The 24,328-nt window shown below is 39.7% G+C and carries 27 protein-coding genes; 24 read left to right on the top strand and 3 right to left on the bottom strand.

Annotation, left to right across the window (positions count from 1 at the left end):
* Positions 1-226: 226 nt before the first annotated feature.
* Positions 227-442 (top strand): helix-turn-helix transcriptional regulator, encoded by a 216-nt coding sequence (locus M3197_RS12985; protein ID WP_251662008.1) that lies wholly within the window; start codon positions 227-229, stop codon positions 440-442.
* Entirely contained in the window at positions 432-926 is a 495-nt protein-coding gene (locus M3197_RS12980) for a hypothetical protein (protein ID WP_251662007.1), read from the top strand. Before M3197_RS12985 ends, M3197_RS12980 begins: the two co-directional genes overlap by 11 nt.
* Positions 927-980: 54 nt before the next feature.
* Here M3197_RS12980 and M3197_RS12975 read toward each other — a convergent pair whose 3' ends face one another.
* Positions 981-1,622: a metal-dependent hydrolase gene (locus tag M3197_RS12975; RefSeq protein WP_251662006.1), complete on the bottom strand. Its 642-nt coding sequence runs from the start codon at positions 1,620-1,622 to the stop codon at positions 981-983.
* Between the two features lie 279 nt (positions 1,623-1,901).
* On the opposite strand from M3197_RS12975, the gene M3197_RS12970 reads away from it, so the two are divergent.
* The 4 genes from M3197_RS12970 (at position 1,902) to M3197_RS12955 (ending at position 4,807) form a co-directional block, all read left to right on the top strand.
* Positions 1,902-3,086 (top strand): MFS transporter, encoded by a 1,185-nt coding sequence (locus M3197_RS12970; RefSeq protein WP_251662005.1) that lies wholly within the window; start codon positions 1,902-1,904, stop codon positions 3,084-3,086.
* 174 nt (positions 3,087-3,260) lie between these two features.
* Positions 3,261-3,743: a DUF2975 domain-containing protein gene (locus tag M3197_RS12965; protein ID WP_251662004.1), complete on the top strand. Its 483-nt coding sequence runs from the start codon at positions 3,261-3,263 to the stop codon at positions 3,741-3,743.
* Positions 3,744-3,753: 10 nt separating this feature from the next.
* The gene (locus M3197_RS12960; RefSeq protein ID WP_251662003.1) at positions 3,754-3,978 is read left to right on the top strand and encodes a helix-turn-helix domain-containing protein; all 225 of its coding nucleotides are present in this window, start codon (positions 3,754-3,756) and stop codon (positions 3,976-3,978) included.
* Positions 3,971-4,807 carry a DUF817 domain-containing protein gene (locus M3197_RS12955; RefSeq protein WP_251662002.1) on the top strand — a complete coding sequence of 279 codons (837 nt, stop codon included), beginning with the start codon at positions 3,971-3,973 and terminating at the stop codon, positions 4,805-4,807. The genes M3197_RS12960 and M3197_RS12955 overlap by 8 nt, the downstream gene beginning before the upstream one ends.
* Before the next feature lie 50 nt (positions 4,808-4,857).
* Here M3197_RS12955 and M3197_RS12950 read toward each other — a convergent pair whose 3' ends face one another.
* Complete coding sequence (locus tag M3197_RS12950) at positions 4,858-6,315, bottom strand: MDR family MFS transporter (RefSeq protein WP_251662090.1); 1,458 nt, start codon at positions 6,313-6,315, stop codon at positions 4,858-4,860.
* Between the two features lie 267 nt (positions 6,316-6,582).
* Between M3197_RS12950 and M3197_RS12945 the strand changes: the two genes are divergently transcribed.
* The 13 genes from M3197_RS12945 to M3197_RS12885 all read left to right on the top strand — a co-directional run bounded on the left by M3197_RS12945 (position 6,583) and on the right by M3197_RS12885 (position 17,838).
* Positions 6,583-8,250 (top strand): ribonuclease J, encoded by a 1,668-nt coding sequence (locus M3197_RS12945; protein WP_251662001.1) that lies wholly within the window; start codon positions 6,583-6,585, stop codon positions 8,248-8,250.
* Positions 8,251-8,427: 177 nt separating this feature from the next.
* Complete coding sequence (locus tag M3197_RS12940) at positions 8,428-9,948, top strand: DEAD/DEAH box helicase (RefSeq protein ID WP_251662000.1); 1,521 nt, start codon at positions 8,428-8,430, stop codon at positions 9,946-9,948.
* Positions 9,949-9,973: 25 nt separating this feature from the next.
* Positions 9,974-10,768: a YqhG family protein gene (locus tag M3197_RS12935; RefSeq protein WP_251661999.1), complete on the top strand. Its 795-nt coding sequence runs from the start codon at positions 9,974-9,976 to the stop codon at positions 10,766-10,768.
* A gap of 140 nt (positions 10,769-10,908) precedes the next feature.
* Positions 10,909-11,649 carry a class I SAM-dependent methyltransferase gene (locus M3197_RS12930; protein ID WP_251661998.1) on the top strand — a complete coding sequence of 247 codons (741 nt, stop codon included), beginning with the start codon at positions 10,909-10,911 and terminating at the stop codon, positions 11,647-11,649.
* A 40-nt stretch (positions 11,650-11,689) separates the two neighbouring features.
* On the top strand, positions 11,690-12,067 hold the full coding sequence (locus M3197_RS12925) for a hypothetical protein (protein WP_251661997.1): 378 nt from the start codon (positions 11,690-11,692) through the stop codon (positions 12,065-12,067).
* Positions 12,068-12,181: 114 nt separating this feature from the next.
* Positions 12,182-12,358: a hypothetical protein gene (locus tag M3197_RS12920; RefSeq protein ID WP_251661996.1), complete on the top strand. Its 177-nt coding sequence runs from the start codon at positions 12,182-12,184 to the stop codon at positions 12,356-12,358.
* A 293-nt stretch (positions 12,359-12,651) separates the two neighbouring features.
* Positions 12,652-13,299, top strand: coding sequence for a hypothetical protein (locus M3197_RS12915; RefSeq protein ID WP_251661995.1), 648 nt, complete (start codon positions 12,652-12,654; stop codon positions 13,297-13,299).
* 113 nt (positions 13,300-13,412) lie between these two features.
* Positions 13,413-13,943: a GrpB family protein gene (locus tag M3197_RS12910; protein WP_251661994.1), complete on the top strand. Its 531-nt coding sequence runs from the start codon at positions 13,413-13,415 to the stop codon at positions 13,941-13,943.
* 287 nt (positions 13,944-14,230) lie between these two features.
* Entirely contained in the window at positions 14,231-14,530 is a 300-nt protein-coding gene (locus tag M3197_RS12905) for a hypothetical protein (RefSeq protein WP_251661993.1), read from the top strand.
* A 270-nt stretch (positions 14,531-14,800) separates the two neighbouring features.
* Entirely contained in the window at positions 14,801-15,412 is a 612-nt protein-coding gene (locus M3197_RS12900) for a redoxin domain-containing protein (protein ID WP_251661992.1), read from the top strand.
* Positions 15,413-16,290: 878 nt separating this feature from the next.
* Complete coding sequence (locus tag M3197_RS12895; protein ID WP_251661991.1) at positions 16,291-16,608, top strand: YolC/YozM family protein; 318 nt, start codon at positions 16,291-16,293, stop codon at positions 16,606-16,608.
* A 77-nt stretch (positions 16,609-16,685) separates the two neighbouring features.
* Complete coding sequence (locus M3197_RS12890; RefSeq protein ID WP_251661990.1) at positions 16,686-17,123, top strand: GNAT family N-acetyltransferase; 438 nt, start codon at positions 16,686-16,688, stop codon at positions 17,121-17,123.
* A gap of 109 nt (positions 17,124-17,232) precedes the next feature.
* Complete coding sequence (locus M3197_RS12885; RefSeq protein ID WP_251661989.1) at positions 17,233-17,838, top strand: kinase; 606 nt, start codon at positions 17,233-17,235, stop codon at positions 17,836-17,838.
* 606 nt (positions 17,839-18,444) lie between these two features.
* Here the strand turns inward: M3197_RS12885 and M3197_RS12880 are convergent.
* On the bottom strand, positions 18,445-18,783 hold the full coding sequence (locus M3197_RS12880) for a winged helix-turn-helix transcriptional regulator (RefSeq protein WP_251661988.1): 339 nt from the start codon (positions 18,781-18,783) through the stop codon (positions 18,445-18,447).
* Positions 18,784-18,978: 195 nt separating this feature from the next.
* On the opposite strand from M3197_RS12880, the gene M3197_RS12875 reads away from it, so the two are divergent.
* The 5 genes from M3197_RS12875 (at position 18,979) to M3197_RS12855 (ending at position 24,208) form a co-directional block, all read left to right on the top strand.
* The gene (locus M3197_RS12875) at positions 18,979-19,830 is read left to right on the top strand and encodes a VOC family protein (RefSeq protein ID WP_251661987.1); all 852 of its coding nucleotides are present in this window, start codon (positions 18,979-18,981) and stop codon (positions 19,828-19,830) included.
* 43 nt (positions 19,831-19,873) lie between these two features.
* The gene (locus M3197_RS12870; protein WP_251661986.1) at positions 19,874-20,467 is read left to right on the top strand and encodes an NADPH-dependent FMN reductase; all 594 of its coding nucleotides are present in this window, start codon (positions 19,874-19,876) and stop codon (positions 20,465-20,467) included.
* A 160-nt stretch (positions 20,468-20,627) separates the two neighbouring features.
* Positions 20,628-21,188 (top strand): TetR/AcrR family transcriptional regulator, encoded by a 561-nt coding sequence (locus M3197_RS12865; protein ID WP_251661985.1) that lies wholly within the window; start codon positions 20,628-20,630, stop codon positions 21,186-21,188.
* A gap of 5 nt (positions 21,189-21,193) precedes the next feature.
* A complete protein-coding gene (locus M3197_RS12860; protein WP_251661984.1) occupies positions 21,194-22,582 on the top strand; it encodes a DHA2 family efflux MFS transporter permease subunit in 1,389 nt (462 codons plus the stop codon).
* A 264-nt stretch (positions 22,583-22,846) separates the two neighbouring features.
* Positions 22,847-24,208, top strand: a complete 1,362-nt coding sequence (locus tag M3197_RS12855) for a dihydrolipoyl dehydrogenase family protein (protein ID WP_251661983.1) — start codon at positions 22,847-22,849, stop codon at positions 24,206-24,208.
* The last annotated feature ends 120 nt before the right edge of the window (positions 24,209-24,328 follow it).

Raw genomic sequence — 24,328 nt, 5'->3', positions numbered from 1 at the left:
TTTATGAGCACAAACTCAAATTTATGTCTCTATGGATTCGTCTGTCATTGCAAATTGTGCTCATTTGGTGGGTACTGAAGGTTCGAAAATAATTAAATAACATTTCACATGAAAACACTCAGTTGCCCTGACAATTTGAGTGTTTTTGCATGTATTAGAAATAAGATGTTAAGAATACTATGCATTATGTTAAGAATAGTGTACATTAGAGTGAAGAGGTGTCGTGATGCTGAAAAATCGGTTAAAGGAGCTGCGAGCGCGTTACAGCTTCACGCAAATAGAATTGGCAAAGCAAGTCGGTGTTACCAGACAGACAATCGGGTTCATCGAAAAAGGTGAGTTTTCACCATCAGTTACACTGTCACTGAAACTGGCAAAGGCGCTTGACTGTGATATCAATGAAATCTTTTGGCTGGAAGGAGAGGGAGCAAGTGAAGAATGATATGAGGTTCACGTATCCGCTATGGCAGATGGCTGGAATTTTCATTATTATGGGATTCGTTTTATTGGTTGGATATGCTTCAACAATGAATACCTTCCCCGACGGTGGATTTGAGTTTGAAATTAGCTTGAATAAGAGTTCAAGTATCTTCATGATGGTGATGTTAGTAAGCACTGTTCTTTATTTACTACTGTTTTTCCTCCGAATTGTGAAGCACAATAAGATAATGCCGAAACACAAAATCTCAATGACGACATATAAGCCGCAGGAGTATCTAGAAGATGACGAACTCTTTCAAGATGTCACAAAACAGGCCACCAAAAAAGTGTACACGTATTTTGCTTGGATGTTACCGGTTATGGCTGGTGTCTACATGATGCTCCCAATCAGTAAAACATGGATGATTGTAGGGATTTTGATTGTGGCGGCGGGGCAATATTATATTTACTATCGAACAATCCGAAAATTCATGTCGTCAGTGTGATAAAAATGGAAAAAAGAGTATTCCGATTCACGGATACTCTTTTTTCATGACCAATTAAAACTCCTGCTTCCACAAGGGTGCAAACCATTTCACACCTCTGCGATTCACAGGCAACACTTTCATGTCTGTCACTAAATGACTGATATAACCTGCCAATCCTGCAAAGACTAATCCATCAATTGGCCATTCCATATAGAGATACTTTAAAATGCACGCATAAAAAACAACGCCGATAATTGAATGCGTATAAGACCGATGTGGCAGAAACGAAGCGAAGATGATATAACTTCCCGCGAGTAAAATGCCGATGGATTGATCCAATACGAAGCCTAGTAACATGACAAGAACTCCCGTGATTGTCAGCATCCGTCTTTGGGTAATAACCCGTGAGACAATCAGGAGAACAAGGCCAATCGCTGCGTATATGTAAATTTCACGGCTCATTCCTTGAGTCATCACCTGATAAATGAGCATAATTAAAATCCCGATACCGGCAACTTCCATGAGTACCTTACTCACTTTTTTTGACAATGTAATGCGATTGCTTGCAAGGCCATTTGTATCTAAATCTGGTGCGACGCCAGATACTCCGCCAATACCTGCGCAGATTGCAACGGTCATGAGGTCTGGTTGTGTGATGTACCCGGCAATTGCGCCAACGGCAATGCCAATTCCTAAATGTGAACTTCCTTTCATCTGAAACCCTCTTTAGCTGTTAGTTTTGAAAACGATTTGTTCCGATACGAACGATTGGAACGTACATTCTATAATCGCCGCTTTCCTAGTATAAACGAGAGAAGCGGAAACGGGGAATACGTTAACTAAAAGTTTATATTTATTGTGGAGAGGCGCCTACGGGTGAGGAAATACAAGCTCGTATTCTCCAGCAAGCAATATTTTTATCATGCTGATTTTTAAGGTTTATACTTAAATTGTAAGAGCTTATAAGCATTTTAGGAGTTGAGGAGATAACAAATGGATTATATCCAAAGAGGATCTCGAGAGTATAAACATACGAACTGGGCATTATTCGCTGCAGGTTTCATCACATTTGCGAACCTCTATATTACACAACCGCTTCTGCCGGAATTCTCAAAGGCGTTTAATATATCTCCAGCATTTGCAAGTTTGTCTTTATCCGTCACGACGTTAGCGCTGGCAATCAGTCTGGTGATTGTGAGTTCATTATCGGAAGCGTGGGGACGAAAACGGCTAATGACGATTTCAATTTTTGCCTCTTCTACACTAACGCTTGCGTTAGCATTTTCACCTACATTTGAAGTGTTACTGATCTTGCGAATTGCGCAGGGAATTACATTTGCAGGCCTGCCCGCGATTGCGATGGCATACTTAGGAGAAGAGATGCATCCGAAAGATTTGGGTGTCGCGATGGGGCTCTATATTAGTGGGAATTCCGTTGGTGGGTTAGCGGGTCGTATTATGATGGGAACATTGACGGACCTGTATAGCTGGCAAATTGGGATGATTGTCATCGGAGTGTTAAGTTTGATAATCAGTGCCTATTTTGTAGTTGCATTACCGAGTTCTAAACATTTTGTTGCACGGGAACTTCAACTTAAGAATTTGGGTAAATCATTGGTTTCTCATTTGAAGGACCCGGGCATGTTGAACTTGTACGGGATCGGCTTTTTTCTCATGGCCAGTTTTGTCATGCTGTACAACTACATTGGTTTTAAATTGCTGGCGCCGCCCTATTCGTTAAGTACAACGATTGTTGGATGGATTTTCATCGTCTATTTGGTCGGGACTGTTAGCTCGACGTGGTTTGGAAAGTTGGCGAATGAGTATGGCCGCCGAAATATCTTACTGATTGGTACAGCCCTAATGTTGACTGGGGCTCTCATTACACTGAACGCTAGTCTCATTTTAAAGATTGTTGGGATTGTAGTCTTTACATTCGGCTTTTTCGGTAGTCATTCGATTGCGAGCGGTTGGGTGAGTCATCGTGCGAAACATGACAAAGCTCAAGCTTCTTCTTTATATTTATTTTTCTATTATTTTGGATCTAGCGTTGGCGGGACAGCAGGTGGTTTTTTCTGGTCGCACTTCGGGTGGATAGGTGTAATCGGACTTATCACATTCTTCCTTTTGATCGCTATTGTACTGATCCGAATGCTTAGTTTGAGAGTAAAGAACTGAACGTAGCTGCATGAAAACTGAATAGATGAAGACATCCTCAATACCGAAAATTGAGGATTTTTTATGAGAAAAATATGCGAAACGATAATAAAATTCTAAAATACGATAATAATTTATTGAATATCGATAAACTTTGATGTAAGATTAAGTTTAATCTAAACGAACGAGGTGTTATTGATGAAACGCGAAACACTATTTTTAAAGGTGACGCTTGTGATTATGGCGCTTCCGATTTTAGCTCTTTGTATCTTTGTAGTTCCCTTAGTTGCAGAATTCTTAGCTGAACTTGTGCCCAACTTGGCATTTTTGCAATATCCGTTTCAGATCGGATTGTATGTGGCTGCACTTATTTACTTCGTGGCCTTGTATCAGACCCTGAAACTTTTAACGTATATTGACAGGGACACAGCGTTTTCAGATGCTTCCGTTACCGTGTTGAAGAACATCAAACTATGTGCCCTCATAATAGGAACGCTTTTTGTGGTGTTCATGCCGCTGATTTTCATGATGGGAGATGCCGATGATGCACCAGGGCTTATTGTAATCGGATTGGGAATTATTTTTGGTTGCATGGTCATCGCTGTTTTTGCCGCTGTTTTACAGAAATTATTACAAAACGCAATCGATATAAAATCTGAAAATGACTTGACGGTCTGAGGTGAATGCTATGTCAATTATTATTAATATCGATGTCATGCTCGCAAAAAGGAAAATGAGTGTTACGGAGTTGTCTGAGAAAGTGGGAATTACAATGGCGAATCTCTCCATTTTAAAAAACGGTAAGGCAAAAGCTATACGGTTTTCTACGTTAGAAGGAATATGTAAGGCACTGGACTGCCAGCCAGGTGATATTTTGGAGTATCAAAATGAGCAAGGGCAGCAAGATGGCTAAGGGATGGGAAGAGGTCACGTCTCTTGATGCTAGTCATTTGGGTCTACTAAAAAGATTTCTGACGCAACTGCTGTACTTTGGGAGGGAGCAAGCGTTGTCTTGCGTCTTTCCGGTTGTCATTTTCGGTTCATTGGCATTGACTCAGGTCATCCCTCTCCCATTACTCCCTAGGTATGATTGGTTGCTCCTCATTTTCTTACTCATGCAATGGTGGATGGTACATTCTGGGCTCGAAACGAAAGATGAACTCAAAGTGATTACATTATTTCACCTTATAGGATTGGCTTTGGAGATTTTTAAAGTGAATATGGGATCCTGGTCTTATCCTGAAGAAGGCTATATGAAAATTCTCGGAGTACCACTTTATAGTGGATTCATGTATGCCAGCGTTGCAAGTTATTTGTGCCAGGCATGGAGACGTCTGGATGTTCAACTAGTAAAGTGGCCACCGTTTCTATTGGTAGTTCCTCTTGCAGCTGCCATTTACTTAAATTTCTTTGTACATCATTTCTGGATCGACATTCGTTGGTGGCTATCTGGACTCGTACTCGTTGTCTTCTGGCGTTCGTGGGTGACCTATACAGTGAATGGAAGCCGATATAAAATGCCTATTGCCCTCTCCTTTACACTCATTGGATTTTTTATATGGGTTGCAGAGAATATTGCTACTTTTTTTGGTGCTTGGCAATACCCAAATCAGACGGATACGTGGAGTCTGGTTCATCTAGGAAAAGTGAGTTCTTGGTTACTGCTCGTGATTGTTAGTTTTCTAATTGTTGCTACGCTGAAACAAGTAAAAAGAAAGCTTCCAGTTTCTAAGAATGAGTGACTAATTGAAAAGAGGCATCGACGTTAGCCTTGTCGATGCCTCTTTACTAGTTATTTTTCTGATCCCTTTTTAGGAATCAAACGCTCAGATCCCATATAAAATACGGCGATGATTGAAATCGCCACAGGAATGAGCGCCCATAAAAATGTCGTCGAGATTGAAGAGGACATAGCGTTTGTAATCACCTCTAGAATAGTAGGTGGGATCGTTTTTCGTGTTTCAGGTAGGAAGACGTTTTGAATATTTCCGATGGATTCGACGCTACCTGCACCGTTCCCCGGCAGTTTATCAAAACCTGAAGCGAGTCCACTCGCTAACAGTTTCGTTTGAATTGCACCGAAAATCGTGATTCCGAGTGCTAGGCCGAACGAACGGAAAAAGGAGTTTGTCGAGTTGGCAGAACCACGATACTTGAAGTCCATTTTGTGAACTGAAGCCGCCGGCAATAAAGAAAAGGAAAAACCGACACCGAATCCGACAAATACCATGTAAACGGATAGGAGAGTCCTTGCCGTGTCCGGCGTAATCGTGCTCATTAGAATCATTCCGATTGAATAGGCAATCACTGAAATGACCATGATTCTACGATAAGATGTCTTCGTTTGAAGAATTCCACCAAGTGCACTACCTACAACAGTCCCAATCAGCATTGGCATTAATACAATACCTGCATTCGTTGCAGACCCTCCATATACCGCTTGGACGAATATCGGGATGAAAATCGTCAGGCATATGAATGTTGCACCGTAAAGAAATGCAAGTACTTGCGATGAAGCAAATAGCCGATTTTTAAACATCCAGAACGAAATGATCGGTTCTTTTGCTCGTGTTTCTGCCCAGATGAACACAATGAAAAAAATCACGAAAATGCTAAACAATGAAATGCTTTGCCAAGAGGACCAAGCAAATTCTTTACCACCGAATTCGAGGCCAAACATGAGGCTAACCACTGCAACGACAAGTGATATTGCCCCAAGCCAGTCAATTGTCTGCTTGACGGGTTTCGAAGCTTCTTTATAAAAACGAGCGATGAGTAATAAGGACACTAACCCGATTGGAATATTGACATAGAAGACCCAATGCCAGCTAATGGATTCCGTGATCCAAGCACCGAGCAATGGTCCAATCACACTAGATGCACCGAAAACAGCACCTAATAGACCAGTCATTTTCCCGCGTTTTTCAGGTGGGAACACATCAAATACAATGGTAAATGCGATTGGTAAAAGTGCACCGCCACCGATTCCTTGAATTGCACGGAAGATTGCTAACTGTGGAACGGATTGTGCCAGGCCACAGAGGGCAGAGCCAATCATAAAAACGATAATACCAAATATGAAAAAACGTTTCCTACCAAACATATCGGAGAGCTTACCGAAAATCGGCATCCCTGCAAGAACAGCGACTGCGTATGCCGAAGTGATCCATACATAGCTGTCGACGCCACCCAAATCTCCTAAAATCGAACCTAATGCTGTTGCGACAATCGTGTTATCCATTGCCGACATTAAAATACCGAGAAGGATTCCAGCGAGTACAAGCTGTAACGTACTTTTTTCTTCCAAACTAATTCCTCCTATATGTCATGTACTCGTAAGCATTCCTGCTTTTGAACTTTCCTATAATATCATGATTCTTAATTCTTGGCATCTGGCATGTTGGGACACAAAGTTTTGCATTTTTTAGCTCCAAAATAGTCGCTTATGAGAATTCATAAATTTGTACATCCAAGCGCATACTAGCCATATTCAATTGGTATAGGGAGCGGATGAAAGATGACTGGATTTGAAAAGGGATTATCTATCTTTGCTTTAGGTGGGATTAATGAAATCGGAAAAAACATGTATGTGGTGCAATATGAAGATGACATCTTCGTCATTGATTGTGGAGCAAAGTTTCCTGACGAGAGCTTACTTGGTATTGATTTGATCATCCAAGATATTTCTTACTTAAAGGATAACAAAGACAACGTTCGAGCATTAATTATTACCCATGGTCATGAAGATCATATTGGAGGCATTCCTTACTTTTTGAAACAGATGAATCTACCTGTGTATGCAACTGATTTGACGCTAGGGTTGATAGAAATCAAATTAAAAGAACATGGGTTGCTACGATCTACGGAAATGCATTTGATTGACGATACATCTGATTTGTCCTTTGGCAGTGTGAACATCTCGTTTTTCAGAACAAATCATAGTATTCCTGATTGTGTAGGTGTGGTCTTCCATACACCTATAGGGGTGGTTGTTCATACAGGTGACTTTAAATTCGACTTGACTCCTGTGAATAACGAGCCACCGGACATCCATAAGATGGCGAGAATTGGGGACAAGGGTGTATTAGTGTTGCTTTCAGAGAGTACCAATGCGGAGCGCCCTGGTTTTAATCCTTCTGAAATGGCGGTCGGATCCCATATTGAAGAAGCTTTTCGAAATGCACAAAGAAAAGTTTTTATCTCAACATTTGCATCAAATGTCCACCGTGTTCAGCAAGTGATCGATGCAGCGCAGAAAACGAATCGTAAGTTGGTGTTGTTAGGTAGGAGTATGTTGAATGTCGTAAAAGTTGCTTCGGAGCTTGGCCATTTAACGATTCCCGAGGGCATGATTATCGAGCCGTATGAAATTAAGAAAATGGACCCTCAAAATGTTGCTGTTCTTTGTACGGGGAGTCAAGGGGAACCGCTTGCTGCGTTATCCCGTTTAGCCAGCTCCAACTCAAGGCATACGGAAGTGCTCCCTGACGACACGGTCATCTTAGCTTCGTCTCCAATTCCTGGTAACGAAAAGAACGTTTCAAGAATTATTGATCAGTTATTCCTTCTGAAAGCTAACGTGATCTATGGTTCTGAAGAAGGACTGCATGTCTCCGGGCATGCTCGTCAGGAAGAACTGAAGCTCATGCTTACGCTCATGAAACCTAAATACTTCATCCCCATCCATGGGGAGTACAGAATGCTTCACAAACATAGACAATTGGCTGAATCCGTTGGGGTAGAACGTGAAAACATCTTCATCGTCAACAATGGAGACGTAGTGGATTTCGACGGTGAAACCGCTTGTCAAACACGTAAAGTTCGTGCGGGTCGGGTCTTTGTCGATGGTTTAGGAGTCGGGGATGTAGGAAATGTCGTGCTACGTGATCGGAGACTGCTCTCGGAAGAAGGAATGCTCGTCATCCTGATTACTGTAAGTAAAGAGACAGGCCAACTCCTAACTGAACCCGATACCATTTCGAGAGGGTTTGTTTACAAACCGGATGCTCAAGAGTTGATAGAAGAAGTGAATGAATCGGTCAAAACGAATGTTGACAGATTCAAGACAACTAATGGTAGTGACGGGGCGGTCATGAGACAACAAATTAAGAAATCTGTAGAATCGCTACTGTTTGAAAGAACGAAAAGAAGACCGATGATCTTGGTATTTGTGATCGAAATCTAGAATAGACCATTAAATATCGTTACGAGAGACACCTATTAAGCATATAAAGGGAGGGGGGCAGATGAGCAATCATCGGGCTCTTCTTTTTTATACTAGGATAGACAACTGCTCTATACATAAAAATACTATTTTTTGGGCATGCTAATTTAAAAGACATTATTGAATGAGGGGATACGTATGCGAATTGAGCGGTCAACAGAATGGAAAGAAGGATTTACAGAACGTCTCGAGAATCGCAAAGAATGGGATAATTGGACGCTCTACCAAATGTGTTATGACATGGAACGAGCAAAAGTGATTCCAGAATTTCACGGTCTCCAATCGCCAAAACATTTACCGAATCTCACACCATATGCCCACCAATTGGAGGCTGCGGAGACAGTTATTGAGCGTATGAACGGGAAAGCCATTTTAGCAGATGAAGTGGGACTTGGAAAAACGATTGAAGCCGGGCTCGTTTTAAAAGAATACCTCATACGTGGTCTAGTAAAAAAAGCGCTCATACTAGCTCCAGCATCCTTAACCAATCAATGGATTGCCGAGCTGAATCAGAAGTTCCATATTCCTGCGATGTCTTACAATAAAAAATACAATCTAGATCACTGCCCAATTGTTGTGACGAGTATCGACATGGCGAAACGGAGTCCTCATAAAGAAATGATTATTCAACAAGAGTACGATTTGGTCATTATCGACGAAGCCCATAAACTCAAGAATCCTAAAACAAAAAACTATGAGTTTGTTCAACAACTGAAGAAAAAGTTTTGCTTATTGCTTACGGCAACCCCGATTCAGAATGATGTGTTCGAACTATTTAACTTAATCTCTCTGCTGAAGCCCGGCCATTTAGGAAATTTAGAAACGTTCCAAAGTGTGTTTTCTGCAAGTAAGCATCATGTAGAAGAAGATGAGTTTTTGAAGGAATTGATCCAACAAGTGATGGTACGGAACATTAGACACGAGACTGGAATTGAATGGACGAATCGTCTTGTACAAATTATGCCGCTAGACTTTACGGACCAAGAACGAGTTGTCTATTCGATGATTTCGAAGTTACCAGTTGCAGATTCGTTTACGTCGCTGACCCTTCAGCGTGAAATGTGCAGTAGTCAACTGGCTGCAGTGTTGACATTAGAGAAATTACATCAGGCAACAATCCAACCAGAAGTTCGATTCCAAATAGAAGAGATATTGTTGAAGCTGACAGAGCTGGACATCCATTCTAAAGCAAAAAAAGCGTTGGAGCTCATACAAAAAGCTAATGATAAAGTGATCATTTTTACAGAATATCGTGCCACCCAAGCCTATTTGCAAGCAGTTTTACATGCGAAAGGTATTACGAGTGTCCTGTTTAATGGGAAGTTCAGTAAAAACAAACGAGAGTGGATGAAGCAGTTATTCCAAGGCAATGCACAAGTGCTAATCGCAACTGAATCAGGAAGTGAAGGGATAAACCTGCAATTTTGTCACCATGTTATTAATTATGACTTACCGTGGAATCCAATGAAGCTTGAGCAACGGATTGGACGCGTTCATAGACTTGGACAAACGGAAGATGTGCATATATACAATTTAGCGGTCCAACAATCAGTAGAAGACAAAATGGTGGAATTACTTGAACGAAAAATTGGTGTGTTTGAAAAAGTGGTCGGGGAGTTGGATCATATCTTAACAGATGGCAAGAGGTCTATCTCTTGAGTAGTTTTAAGAATGGAGGCTATCTATGCGTCAGCAAGAAATTCATCAATACATCCAGCGGTTTTTCCTCGAAAACAAATGTAGTGTACTTGACGAAAGCGATGATCATGTGACGGTCCAGTTAACGATCGACATGGATAAGCGTATTATGAATCGTCCGTTTTACTGGAGTTATGTAGAAAGTGGCGGTGTAGAACCGAATCCGGCTAAGCTGACATTGATCACAAATCCAAGCCAGTTTTCAACCTCGTTGGCAGGCGAGAGAATTCACTTTGGTTCACCAAGACTTCATCAGCTGTTTCAAGTAACGAAAGAACAAGGAGCTTTTGTTCAAATGTATGAGAAACCTGGTCAAAATCAGGCGACACAAGTCACGTTAACACCATGGCTCGGAGTGAATTATAAAATAACGTATGCCAGTGATCGAACTAAAGAAATGCTGTATTCCTTAGGGATGAACTTGATGAATGGGGCTGTGATTGATGGGTTTCAAGAGTCTGTGCGTAAACTGGAGTTAGCACCATCGGTATCCGCAAATACGTACTACTTACCTTATAATATACCACCAATGCGCGCTTTAACTCGACTTGAAGATGTGATGGAAAACGTTGTGAATCAGGACGATCACACATGGGTAGATGAGGCGAAGCAACGCCAAGTCAGAGATTTACGGGTACTGGATTATTTCTACACGGGAGTAGAGGAAGTACCAGAGAGTTATGCAATGGAGAAAAAAGCGATTGAGGAACAATATGAAACAACAATTCGAATTGAAATCATTAATGGTGGATTGTTTTATTTGAAGACAGCGTTAGTATAATTTCATGGGTATCAGAAAGATATAGAATTTAATCAGAAAATACTGTATAATCATCCTTAACTAGTAAAAGGAGGGTTGACCATGACATTATTGTACTTGAATTCTTCTCTGTAAATGAAAAAACTACAGGAGGAATCTAAATGACACAATCATGGGTAAAACCCTTTTATCGGAAACAATTTGCGTGGATGAATCAGGAATTGGATACGGAAGATGCTTATACCGAGTTATCGCAGGAAGTGAAAGAGCAAGTTGGGAAACCATTTCACAACATGCTCGATATTGGAGCGGGAAAAGGAGATATGGCAAGGACATTAGCAGTTCATGGAATCGAGATGACGACCCTGGAGCTCGTCCCAGAGTTAGTGGAATTTGCTAGGGAACGGTCAAATGGGCTAGTAACGAGTTATTGCGGTGATTTCTATACGTTTAAACTGCATAAAACTTTTGATGTCGTGAGCTACTTTGACGGGTTCGGAATTGGTTCAGACGCGGATCAGATTCGACTATTGAATCGAATTCGAAGATGGATGAAGGATGATGGCTGTGCATTGATCGACATCTATCAGCCAAAGTACTGGCAGCAAGTGGATGGCCGAGAGATGAAGGTGGACGCAGCATGTCGTGTTTATCAGTATGATGAAGAAGGACATCGTATGTTGGACAGTTGGTGGCATCCCGATCATCCAGAAGATCGAGTCACACAATCTTTGCGCTGTTATTCTTTAGAGGAAATCGGTGAAATGTGTAAACAGACTGGTTTGAGTATCGTCGGCATTTTTCCGGGAGGTGCGATGGATTTTGAAAAATGGCGGTATCATGAGCGAGTGCCGTTGCATCAGTGTTTGTCGTATCGGGTGAAGGTGAAAAAAATAGTATAATCGGATGTCAAAAAGGGTGCCGTGATGGCACTCTTTTTTATTGGATGAAGAATTGATACCTGTGAGGAGTTTGAAACTTTCGAAAGAGATAATTCGTAAAAGAAGTAAGAAAAGGGGGGGGAGGGCGCTGTTGAAAAAGGGGATAGGGCTATTGCTCATAGCTTCCGAAATAATATTTGGAATTTACCTGTACAGGTCTCCTTTTTACGGACGGGTTTTCTACTTATTCTTGCTTGCTTTTCCAATATTCATGGCTGGGCAATGGCTTCGGATCGGTCACACTTTAACCAAACAGAGCTTGGTGAGATTTACTGCGGTTTTTGTGCAAGTCGCACTTTTGGTGCCTTCAATTTTCCTTGTGTTCAACAACTACTCCAAGCTGAAAAACGAAATCTTTGCACGTGCAGGATTTCTCTGATTACAACCAACATCTTCTTCCGCTATCGGTTTAATAGGAACTCTTTGACTGATTGTATTGGTTCTTTCGATTAAACCAAAAATCCTGTTTGGATGGACCCATGGAGGAAAACCATTGACGGGATTCATCCTAAGTCTGTTTGTCCTCGCTGCCGCATTTCTGTACATCACTTGGAATGCTTATCAAGCAATTCATGAGAAAGAGGGAATTGTTGTGTCCACCTGGTGGGGGAAACAACATACCTTGGATTGGGCATTGGTGGAAGCGTGGAGATTACTTCATATGTCCTGAAAAGAGTCGCTAACAAATATTCAAAGGAACCGGTATTTGCTTGGAAGTTTGAATTTAAGGAAGCGAATGGAGATCAGGTTTCTTTTAAACAAACAGATCTTTCAACCTATAATTTAGAACAGTTCCAGAGAGTGAAAGGGTAAATTCAAAATGAAAATAATCCACTAGAAGATATTTCTTTGAATTCGAGAAAAAATCAAGAACCATTACTTCCGCAATCGAGCGCGATTCACGCATAAGGCCCATGCTTAAATCATGACTGTTTAATTGGATAACGAAGAAGGAGAATTTGAATGACAGTAGCAGTATCTTCCGAAAAAGCCCAAATCCATTTGAAGTCTTACCTATTTTTTGTCGGGTTGGGGTTGACTGTTGGCACAATAACTAGACTATCTGACTTACTCCCGAATGATGACATTTGGAGTTTCAGTTCAATTGCCACTTTATTTGGCTTTTGGATGCTAACAGTAACATTAGTCATATTATTTAGTACATCAAATATAAATGCTGCTATTAATGTGTTGTTGTACTTGTTAAGTATGAACTTCGCCTTTTATTTTTTGAAATATGTACTTGGCTTCTTTATTCCTATTTTCGATAACAATGGAGAATTTCAATGGGATCTGTTTATGCTTTATAACGTTTTCGCTGTAGTATGTAGTGCTATTAGTTATGTTCTTTACTTCTGGAACAAAGAAAATAAACTAAGCAGTGTTTTGTATGCACTACCAGTGAGCGGTTTAGCTGCGGAAACAATTGCTGTTTGTATCTATTTATATTACAACCATACCTTTTTGTTTCAATTTATTTTTGATTTTTTCAGCTTCATAATATTAGTCTTCTGGTTCTATAAAAATGCAAATAATAAATTGGTTTATTCAGTAACTATTATTGCAATAACTTTGGTAGGTTATTACCTTGTTTACCGTCCTTTTCTCTAAGCAACTCAGTATTGTTAGAGATAGTTATATATGTCACAATCGATGGCAGTTGTGGTAGATGGACTACTCTTCAAACGGGCCATTTACAAGAAAACACTAAGGGGGAATATACTTTGCAATTAGGACTAAAAAACGATGAAGTCAGATTAGAAAGCTATACACCCGAATGGAAAGATGAATTTATTAAAGTCAAAAAAGAATTAATGAAGTACACAAAGCTTGAGGATTACCGCATTGAGCATATTGGAAGTACAGCGATCACAGGTATGTCTGCAAAACCATTAATAGATATCGTAGTGGGTGTTGACGATCTACAGGAGGTTGATAGACCACTGTTAAATAGTTTTAGTGAAGCAGGTTTCTTAAGATTGAAAGTTGAAAGACCAGAGGAAATTGTGCTAGCAAAGTTTGCCGATGACACTTACAAAGAAAAGACACATTTTATCCACTTAGTCGTATATCAGAAAGAACTTTGGAACAATCTACTCTTTTTTAGAGACCATTTAAATTCAAATGAAGACGCAAGGAAGCAGTATTTGGAAATAAAACTAAATTACTTAAAATCTTCTTCAACAGGAGTAAACGAATATACAGATTTCAAAGAGGTATTTGTTAAAGAAATCTTTGCAAAAAGAACTATTTAACACTATTCCAGATATGGGCGCGTTTGTAGAACAAGAGATCGTCTACTGACGGTATTTTTTATGACGCAACCGGACCATAATGGGTCGTAACAACACCTTATATAGGTGTTTTTCAATTTATCAGAATTGGTTTATTATGGTACTATGAAACAAATAGATTTTGTTCCGCAATCGGGAAATATTCTTGTATAAGGAAGTACCCATTATTTAGCGGAAATTGTTTTTAGGGGGATCCCTCAAATCCAACTTATCGGGGGATATAGCGTTCAGTTCAGGGGGGAGAGAATTTGGAAGTATTGTTATTCATCGGACTTCCGTTAGTTATTATTGCTATTGCAATAGCTTTATTTTGGGCGGCTGGATTACCGAAGATTAAAAGCAAAAAATTATCATTTGTAATGACTGGTTTAGGAGTGAATGTAATCACAACTCCATTGGCTTTATTTATAGGTGTAATGGCAACAGACTCCCCGACTAGCACTATATTTAATTTTTGGGCAGGATTTCTCTTCATCCAAGGAATACCACTACTCATACTAATGATAGGTTCCTTAAAATGGGTTATTGACAGAAGAAAAACTTTATGAACGATACATAATATTAAACGATATGATTTCTGAACTAAAGGGATTTTATAACCATACTTCGCAATCGGGCGCAATAACCCCATAAGGCTTATGCTTTAAACGGGCCATTTTGTGGGGGGAGTGTTTTGAAACGTCTTGTATTAGGTATTTTTGTGATGATGCTTATTCTTTTAGCATTGTATTTTTTCATGTATGGCGAATTATAGAATCAAGTAAATGACCATTGTCCAAATATGATTGATTGCTTTCATTGTTTGAGGAGGTGGATTAATGAAAACTAAGTCCATTATAGGCACAAGCGTTTCAGTTTTGATTATTGCCATCATGTTAATTGTTTTGGTTAAAAACAACTTTGTAGCGGAGGAATATCCAAGTGGCATGATAGAAGATCAGCCTAATAAATTGTTGTATAGCGAATCTGAACTGTCGAGAAGTGATTTAAATATAGGTCTTGAAAACAACCAAGTAGCTCCTGACTTTGAATTACAAAGTTTATCTGGTGAAAAGATTAGATTGTCTGATTACAGAGGGAAAAAAGTATTTCTTAATTTTTGGGCATCGTGGTGTGGTCCTTGTAAAGTTGAGATGCCTTACATGGAGAATTATTATAAAAAACACAAGGATTTAGAAAATGTAGAGATTATTGCAGTTAACATGACTAAGAGCGAATTAAATACCAAAAAAGTACAAGAGTTTGTGGATGCTCATGGGTTAACTTTTCCTGTGTTACTAGATAGTAACGGGGATATAGAGAGAATATATAAAGTGATTGGTCTTCCCACAACGTATTTAATTGATGAAGATGGAATTATTGTAGATGGGTTTGCAGGAGCAGTAAAAAACGCCAAAGAGATTGAAAAATTGATTAACAAGATTAAATAAGACAACATATTGCGCCTTCAGTATTGATATTATTTCAATGAATTAAGTGGCTCTAAACTATATTATCATGTTTATTATAAGAGCAATCAGAAAACGTGGTAATATTTCCTCGTAAAGCAAACGAGCGCAATAAAGGTATAAGTCCTGCGCTTACTTATGTTTAGAATGCCACTTAATTGAATTGTGTTAAGGAGGGAGATAATTGGATTTTTTAATTTCAATAGGTTTATTTGTGGGTATTGTATTTTTAATTTTGTTCTTAGCATTCGTGAAAACAATTAAAGAAAGAAATTCAGGTGATTAACCATTTAGTTATTATATTTAACGAATAGTTGGAACCAATATTTCTGAGTTAGCTTTTTGCCAGAAACGGGGGCGTTTGTTATATAAGCAGATGCCCTAATACTGCAATCGGGCCATTTTGTTAAAGAAGATTGACTGTGTGATTTGTAAATGATTAGGGATGGAGATTTAATGAATAACAATTATTACCGTATTGTTGTTCATATCGTAAATAAAATCTTATTGGTATTTATCTGTCTTTTTTTTGCTATTCGCTTTTTTTTAGTGTAAGCGCACCTATTGATGATGATCCTATCGATAAAGTATTTTGAAACTTTTCTATTGGTTTTATGTTGTTCCTGTGGGCAGTTAATTATTGGCTCCAATACAAATCCAAGAAGAAAAAAATGGTATCTGCCATTAGCTGGAACTGTCCTTTCCTTTGCCATCGTTTTGTTTGTCTTGGGGGATGTTACCCCATTCATAGGCGATTTGTTTATTAAATAATCGTTTCCATGTTTCCATAGTCGGGCGCAATTCTGTAATAAGGAATGTGTCGTTAAAGGGCCATTTTAGAGAAAAGGAGAATGATGGTTATGAAAAAGAAGTATCTAGCTATAGTTGCTGTAATGTCTTGTTCATTATTTTATTTTGGAAACGATTATATTTCCTCTGCTTCGTCAAATGAAGATGAGAAAATCGATAATCTTTTTGAAACGGATTTATATGATAATACTGAAATGAAATTTGGCATAACTAGTATGGGCGTTAGTAAGAGTGAAAAGATCTTCTCAATACGAATGGACGGAGATAACATGAGTAATAAAGAAAAAGCAAAACTATATTTTGAAAAAGAACTTGCCAGTAATGGCATTACTAATTACAAAGTTGAAATTTTAAATCTAGAAAAATGAGTTACTCTGATGAATATTCTTCAATCGGGCCAGTTTGTGTAAAAAATGTGACTGATGTTGAAAGGATTGTTTAATTAATGGATATACGGAAACCAACTGATTTGGAACTTCAAAAGATTTTAGCTCTTTCTCCAAAAGCAATTTTTGATGGTACATTGGGGGAAATAAATCCGACTGATGAAAAGATTGAACAACTAGTTAAACCACTTCTAAAGAATGGAAGCCATTACTTAATCGCAGTAGAAGAGGATACGATAATGGGCTGGATACTCTTCGGGGAAAGTAAAGACCAGTTTACTGATAAATTGAATGGATTTATCTATGAACTATATGTTATTAAAGAATTCAGAGGTAATGGAATTTCCAAAGAGTTAATGAATGCAGCTATTGATCATTTAAAACAAGATGGATATACCGAAGTACGCCTTAGTGCTTTTTCTGGTAATGAGGCGATTAAGTTGTACAAAAAGATGGGCTTTAATATTAGGACAGTTACAATGAATTTGCAGTTATAAAGAGTAATCTTCAGCTAGCGGGCGCGATTCTTGTATAAGAGATCTGCACCCTTTTCAGTAATCGTGCCATTTTCGAATAAAAGGAATGAATTATATGTGTGTAAAAGAGATGGCAGAAATGTTGAATTATCAATTTCTTAATCGTTCTAATAAAAATCGAGCTTTAGTAGTGGGGCTGGATGGATTAGGAGGGGCAGGTAAAACTACCTTTTCACAGAATGTTGAGCAAGAATTAAGAGGTTCTAATTATAAGGTTACTACGTTTCATCTTGATGACCACATTGTTGAGAAGAACAAACGTTATCAAACTGGGCACGAAGAATGGTACGAATACTATTACTTGCAATGGGATATTGAGGGAATAGTAACCAACTTACTAGAGCCCCTGAATAATTCACATCATATACTTTTACCGTTTTATGATAAATTTACTGATTCAATTTTCACGAAACGGATTGATGTATTAGCAAACAGTATTGTTCTTATTGAAGGTATATTTCTACAAAGGAAAGAATGGAAGAACTTTTTTGATTTTATTGCTTTTTTAGATTGTCCTTTTGAATTAAGACAGAAAAGGGTATTAAATCGAGATTCTTACATTGGAGATTTCCAAGTAAGATTAAAAAAGTATAGTGAAAGATACTGGCTAGGCGAAAAACATTACATTAACACAGTAAAACCCGCGAGTATTGCAGATTTAGTAATAAACGTCTAATAAACTTTACAATCGACCGTTTGCCATAGATTTAAATTACAAACATATTTTATACTCTGCTGAAATCGGGGGCTTTTCTTGATGCGAACGTTCCTCATTTAAGTGAAATGTGGTCACACAATTTCAGTAAAGATAGGAGATAACGCAAAGGCTACCACTTGTGTCGGATAGCACTTCAGGATAAGCGTGATAGAAATGATGGGATAATAGGCGGGAGATCTTACCGTAGCAATTTGACTGACGAAAGCCCATGGGATGGGGGGAATCATGATGCTTGGGTTAAAGGTCTTAATTTAATGTGACACTAGTGGCAACACCTGAATAGAAGAATTTTAAAGGAACGCATTAAGAAGGAAAACCACTTTAAAGAAAATATATTTTATAAAACCTAGGAGAACTGGGATTGCAACTACCGAATGCAATCTTAGTTCTCTTTTTTGCTACAAGCCGTATAGGGCAGAATACTAAAAGATGTCTTCTTGGACAGAAGAACATATAGGGAGAAGAGGAGTAGAGGTAAATGAATAAATTGAGCAATAAAATGTAAAGTGATTTTTTCATAAAAAAGAGAACCGGCCATGTAGTAGCAAGTTCTCTTTGTCAGATTTAGTCAATTTCGCAGGACCCGTCATCTTCTGATGATACCCATACGTGAGACCAGTTTTCGATTTCTTTTAATACAGGTTCCAAGGAGTGTCCTTTTTCAGTTAAAGAGTATTCAATAATTACTGGAGTTTCAGGGAATACTTCCCGTTTAACAACACCTTGGACTTCCAGATCCTTCAAACGATCGGACAAGACTTTTCCGCTAATTCCAACAGCTGACTGAATTTCACTAAACCTTTGAGTTCCTGATAATAGTTGATAAATTACTAACCCCGTCCATCTTTGACTAAGCAGTGAGATAGCTTTTTCGAATTTTGGACAAATCGTTGATTGTTTCATGGGATATACACCTCTTTCCATATAGTATACCATAGAAAACCTTTTAATTACAAAGTGAAATAAAAGTACTTGACGATACTGATTACCTTATGTATAGTAAGTTACATAAGGTAATCAACTTATAAAAAGAATGATGTTGCGTTGATTGGAATGACAATCAAATGCTTCGTATTCGAGAGGGAGAGGAGGAGAATGATGAGTTTCCATAAGAAGCCTACAACATTTGTTGGTCATGTCCAAATTAAAGTAGAAAACCTGAAGCGGTCGGTATCTTTCTATCAAGACATTCTTGGTTTCGATATTCTAGAGGAAACTACTTCGTCTGTAAAGCTTACAACAGATGGGAAGACTAGCATTTTGTCTCTAGAGCAACCGGCAAATATTGTACCAAAGCAGGGGAGAACAACCGGGTTGTATCATTTTGCAATTCTATTGCCAAAAAGAGCGGATTTGGCAAATCTGGTGATTCATTTATCCAAACAAGGTATTCCACTAGCATCTTCCGATCATCTTGTCAGTGAAGCGCTGTATCTCAATGACGTAGATGGAAACGGAATTGAAATCTATATCGACAGGCCCCCTGCAGAATGGATTTGGCAAGAGGAAGAAGTGGCGATGACCGTCGATCCTCTGGACTTTGAAAATCTGCTAGCGAATTCTAGTCCAGAGTCGGAATGGCGAGGAATGCCGGAAGGAACGGTGATGGGACACATCCATTTACACGTTTCGGAATTGGTGAAAACTGAAGAGTTCTATGTAAAGGGATTAGGACTCGATGTCGTCAACCGTTACGGTAGGCAGGCATTGTTCCTCTCTTCCGGGAAATACCACCATCACATAGGAGTCAACATATGGAATGGGGAAGGAGCGCCACCACCATCTCAAAATAGTGTAGGTCTCCAATCATTTACACTCGTTTTACCTGATGAAGATACCCGTATACAAGTCATTGAAAATATTAATCGGATTGGCGGAAGTGTTATAGAAGATGGCCATCACTATATCACATCCGATCCTTCAGGAAATCGAATCCTTTTAGCCGTATAAGTAGGTTGTCTTACAAAAGAAAGAATAGGTTGGTGTCCATTAAATGAGTTTTTTCTCGAAAATATTTACTAAACAATCTAAGGAGGAAGTTAAAATGAATACAATGAATATCGGAATTATTTTGGGGAGTACACGTGAAGGTCGAGTTAGCCCACAAGTAGGAGAATGGTTAAAAGAAATTGCAAACAAACGTGGCGACGCCAATTATGAAATCGTCGATATCGCAGATTTCCAATTGCCGTTTATGGGAACAACTGATGGAACTGAGCCGGGAATTACGGCTTGGAATGACAAACTTGCTAGCTTAGATGGTTTTGTATTCGTTGTCGCAGAATACAATCATAGTATTTCAGGAGCGCTGAAAAATGCATTGGATCTTGCGCGCGAAGCATGGAATAACAAAGCTGCTGGGATTGTAAGTTATGGTTCAACAGGTGGCGCTCGAGCAGCAGAACATTTACGTGGTATCATGGGAGAACTAATGATCGCAGATGTACGTACTCACCCAACACTCTCACTCTTTACTGATTTTGAAAACGGATCGGTATTAAAGCCACAAGAATTACATTTGGATAATGTGAATTTGATGCTTGACCAAGTCAATGCTTGGAGCGGAGCATTAAAAACACTTAGATAACAGCGTTAAGTCCGAAAAATGAGAAAAATTTTGTAAAGCTCTGAGCATTTAGCTTAGAGCTTTTTTGATGCTGTTCTTTTAAAAAAACACTTACACCATTCGTGAAAGTTCTGCTATAGTGAAACAGACCGGTTGGTATGCTGGAGGAAGGAAGAGGAATGTGGACACGAAAACACGGATGATTGAAACGGCGACAAAGCTTTTTCAGCAGAGAGGCTACAAAGCTGTAGGGCTGAACGAACTGCTGCAAGCATGCGGGATTACAAAGGGAGCACTTTATCACCATTTTCCCGGTGGTAAGGAGGAGCTACTTATCGCGTGTTTGCATTCGCTTAACGAGACTCTCACGAGAGATATTGAATTGGTATTTAACTGTGCATCTTCTACAGAAGATGCGGCTCGTGCCGTCATAGGAGAGATGATCAAGGATTTAGATAGGAATGGAACAATTGCTGGCTATACGTTTAGTAGCATCGTTAGTGAGATGTCTCTTCTTAGTGAACCCGCTCGTGATGCTTGCAGAGCGCTATATGAAAAAATACAGTCTATTTACCGAGCGAAATTACTAGAAGATGGTTTTTCAAGTGATCGGGCAACCTCAGTATCTTTGTTCTTGACAGCATCCATAGAAGGCGGGTTGCTCTTATGTCGTGCTCAAAACTCTTCCATCCCTTTACAAACGATATCGAACGTCATACCTGAATTGATGAAGGAGTTTTAATAAGTATGGTGAAGGAACGAGAAATTAAAAGAGGATTTATCATGTTGGCATTGTTCACGGCGGGTTTTGTTGGGTTGTTCAGTGAGACTGCCTTAAACATTGCGTTAGGTGAACTTAGCCACATCTTTCAAGTAAGTACAACCGGAATTCAATGGCTTGCTACAGGTTATTTCTTAACGCTCGGAATTCTTGTTCCGATTACTGGGAATCTGATGCAAAAGTTTACGACACGTCAGTTGTTCATCGCATCTCTGACTTTGTCGATTATAGGTACTATTACTGCGGCAATGGCACCTGTCTTCAGCGTGCTGATCATAGCACGTGTTATTCAGGCGGCGGGCCTTGCAATCGTGTTACCATTAACGCAAAATGTTATTTTCACGATTTATGCACCGAACGAACGCGGGGGTGCCATGGGAATCATGGGACTTGTAATTCTTGCTGGACCCACACTCGGGCCAACCGTTGCAGGGCTGATTCTAGACACCCTCTCGTGGCATTGGATTTTTGGGGTTACGTTGCCATTCTTAGTGTTCTCTTTACTATTCGGATACATCTTCATCCCGAATTTAAATGAAGTACGGAACACCCGAATAGACAGTCTATCCGTCATACTGTCTACACTTGGTTTCGGGGGGCTAGTGTACGGATTTAGTAGTAGCGGTGACTACGGATGGGGAAGTATACAGGTAATCGGAACAATCGTCCTTGGACTCGTTGCGCTCTTCTTATTCGTTGTCCGACAGACGAAGCTCGAGTCACCTATGCTTAACTTACACGTTTTCAAACACTCACAATTTGTATTGGGATTCACAATGAATAGCATTACATTCTTCAGTATGCTTTCTATGCTCGTTGTTTTGCCGATATACATGCAAGTTGCGCTCATCGTTTCAGCCTTTGCAACTGGACTGGTTTTGCTTCCAGGCAGTTTGCTGAATTGTATTCTTGCTCCTCCGATTGGGCGCTTATTTGATCGGTTTGGTCCGCGGGCGATAATTACACCTGGAACCCTACTTGTTGTAGTGGGATATGCGCTCTATACACAGTATGGAACAGAAACGGCTTTGTGGATGATGGTTGTTACACATATAGTGATGATGCTTGGCGTAGGGATGACCATTGGAGCCGTTCAGACGAATACGCTGAATGCATTGCCGAAAAGGCTCTATCCAGATGGAATTGCTGTTACCCAAACATCGCAGCAAGTATCGGGAGCTGTCGGAATTGCAATTATGATTTCAATCCTAACCGCCAAACAAGGAGTAGCTTTAGCGGAAGGAGCAACAATGATGGCAGCTACAGCGGCGGGTACTTCTATGGTATTTACGTTCAGTTTAGTACTGGCTGTTATTAATGTTGTGCTGTCTCTCTTCTTGAAGAAATCACAATAAGAGGTGTACAGTCATCGAATTGAATCGTTTATAAAAACTGGTTCTACCAATTAGGTGGAACCAGCTTTTATTGCGTCAATCATCTTTCATAGACTAATAATTAAATAAGATTAGAACACTTAAACCTGGGTAAATTAAGTAGTACGACTCACTTGTGTAACGTTAACTTTTTGGTTGAAGGTGGATACCAGCCCTCAATATATGATGGCTAAGTAGCCTGGACAGCCATTGTTTACGAATGCAAGAAAAAGGAGGAAACCCAGTTTGAAGAAAAACTATGATTTGATTGTAATCGGTACAGGAACAGCAGGTTCTAGTACTGCCCAAGCTTGTAAAAAAGCCGGTTGGACTGTTGCCATTATTGATAGACGTACATATGGTGGTACATGTCCTCAACGTGGATGTGACCCGAAAAAAGTATTGGTAAACGCAGCGGAATGGATGGATTGGAAGGAGCGAATGACAGGGAAAGGACTCTCTGGAGATGCACGAATCGATTGGAAAGACTTGATGGCGTTTAAGAAAACGTTCACGGAGCCGATTCCTGAGAACACCGAAAAGAAATTTAAGGACCTTGGGATTGATGCGTATCATGGAGAGGCTACGTTCGAATCTGATACGGAAATCCGAGTAGGTGATGATGTGCTCACTGGTAAGAAAATCGTCATTGCAACAGGCGCACAGCCAGTAAAGTTAGGACTAGATGGTGAGGACTTAATGATTCACAGTGATGACTTTCTTGACCTTGAAGAAATGCCGAAGAAAATCATCTTTGCGGGTGGGGGCTACATTTCAATGGAATTTGCGCATCTCGCTGCACGTGTCGGTGCGGAAGTTGAAGTCATCCATGGTGGAGAACGACCTCTTGAACAATTTGATCCAGATATAGTCGATCTTCTTGTAAACCGTTCTGAACAGGTCGGCATTAAAATTCACCTGAATACGCGCGTTAAGTCTGTAGAAAAGAACGGGAAAAAGTTTACAGTAACGGCTGAAAAAGACGGTGACAAGCAAACATTTACAGGCGACTTAGTTGTCCATGGTTTGGGGCGTGCACCTGCACTCGATATCGATCCTGAAAAAGGAAATGTTAATCTTGGGGATAAGGGTGGAGTTCAGGTCAATGAATACCTGCAAAGTGTTAGCAACCCTAATGTATACGCTGCCGGGGACGCTGCTGAGACATCAGCACCACCGCTTACTCCCATTTCTTCGAAGGATTCAGCTGCTGTCATCCAAAACTTACTTCATGGCAACCACACGCCAATTGTCTATCCAGTTGTGCCGTCTGTTGCGTTCACGGTCCCGAAAATCAGTTCCGTTGGTATGACAGAAGAGGAAGCTAAAAAAACTAATCAAAAAACCAAGGTGACGTATCAGGAAATAACTGATTGGTTTACGTTTAAACGGACGAACGAACAAGCCGCTGCATTCAAACTCATTACGGATTCTGAGAGTGGAACCGTTCTGGGTGCGCATTTTTTAGGCGACAATGCTGATGATCTCATCAATCATTTTTCCACAGCGATTCGTCTAAAGTTATCTTTTGAAGAAATGAAGAAGACGATTTTTGCTTACCCTACAGGAGCATCCGATATTGGTTCTATGTTGAATGAAGTCAATTAAAGCATCCACTCATCTTAAACTTTGGTACAGAAAAGCATTGCTACTTAGCAGTGCTTTTTTGCATTGATACAAATATGCACTCATATTAAAATCTGCAAGTCTACAATACGAAGGCTAAAT

The organism is Sporosarcina aquimarina, from assembly GCF_023715615.1.
Classification (GTDB): domain Bacteria; phylum Bacillota; class Bacilli; order Bacillales_A; family Planococcaceae; genus Sporosarcina; species Sporosarcina aquimarina_A.
This window is presented reverse-complemented; position numbering and strand designations above follow the sequence as displayed.

Coding starts and splice junctions, on each gene's coding strand:
- M3197_RS12985 (WP_251662008.1), top strand. CDS start 227: ATGCTGAAAAATCGGTTAAAGGAGCTGCGAGCGCGTTACAGCTTCACG.
- M3197_RS12975 (WP_251662006.1), bottom strand. CDS start 1,622: ATGAAAGGAAGTTCACATTTAGGAATTGGCATTGCCGTTGGCGCAATT.
- M3197_RS12970 (WP_251662005.1), top strand. CDS start 1,902: ATGGATTATATCCAAAGAGGATCTCGAGAGTATAAACATACGAACTGG.
- M3197_RS12960 (WP_251662003.1), top strand. CDS start 3,754: ATGTCAATTATTATTAATATCGATGTCATGCTCGCAAAAAGGAAAATG.
- M3197_RS12955 (WP_251662002.1), top strand. CDS start 3,971: ATGGCTAAGGGATGGGAAGAGGTCACGTCTCTTGATGCTAGTCATTTG.
- M3197_RS12950 (WP_251662090.1), bottom strand. CDS start 6,315: ATGTCGGCAATGGATAACACGATTGTCGCAACAGCATTAGGTTCGATT.
- M3197_RS12945 (WP_251662001.1), top strand. CDS start 6,583: ATGACTGGATTTGAAAAGGGATTATCTATCTTTGCTTTAGGTGGGATT.
- M3197_RS12940 (WP_251662000.1), top strand. CDS start 8,428: ATGCGAATTGAGCGGTCAACAGAATGGAAAGAAGGATTTACAGAACGT.
- M3197_RS12935 (WP_251661999.1), top strand. CDS start 9,974: ATGCGTCAGCAAGAAATTCATCAATACATCCAGCGGTTTTTCCTCGAA.
- M3197_RS12930 (WP_251661998.1), top strand. CDS start 10,909: ATGACACAATCATGGGTAAAACCCTTTTATCGGAAACAATTTGCGTGG.
- M3197_RS12915 (WP_251661995.1), top strand. CDS start 12,652: ATGACAGTAGCAGTATCTTCCGAAAAAGCCCAAATCCATTTGAAGTCT.
- M3197_RS12900 (WP_251661992.1), top strand. CDS start 14,801: ATGAAAACTAAGTCCATTATAGGCACAAGCGTTTCAGTTTTGATTATT.
- M3197_RS12895 (WP_251661991.1), top strand. CDS start 16,291: ATGAAAAAGAAGTATCTAGCTATAGTTGCTGTAATGTCTTGTTCATTA.
- M3197_RS12890 (WP_251661990.1), top strand. CDS start 16,686: ATGGATATACGGAAACCAACTGATTTGGAACTTCAAAAGATTTTAGCT.
- M3197_RS12885 (WP_251661989.1), top strand. CDS start 17,233: ATGGCAGAAATGTTGAATTATCAATTTCTTAATCGTTCTAATAAAAAT.
- M3197_RS12880 (WP_251661988.1), bottom strand. CDS start 18,783: ATGAAACAATCAACGATTTGTCCAAAATTCGAAAAAGCTATCTCACTG.
- M3197_RS12875 (WP_251661987.1), top strand. CDS start 18,979: ATGAGTTTCCATAAGAAGCCTACAACATTTGTTGGTCATGTCCAAATT.
- M3197_RS12870 (WP_251661986.1), top strand. CDS start 19,874: ATGAGTTTTTTCTCGAAAATATTTACTAAACAATCTAAGGAGGAAGTT.
- M3197_RS12860 (WP_251661984.1), top strand. CDS start 21,194: ATGGTGAAGGAACGAGAAATTAAAAGAGGATTTATCATGTTGGCATTG.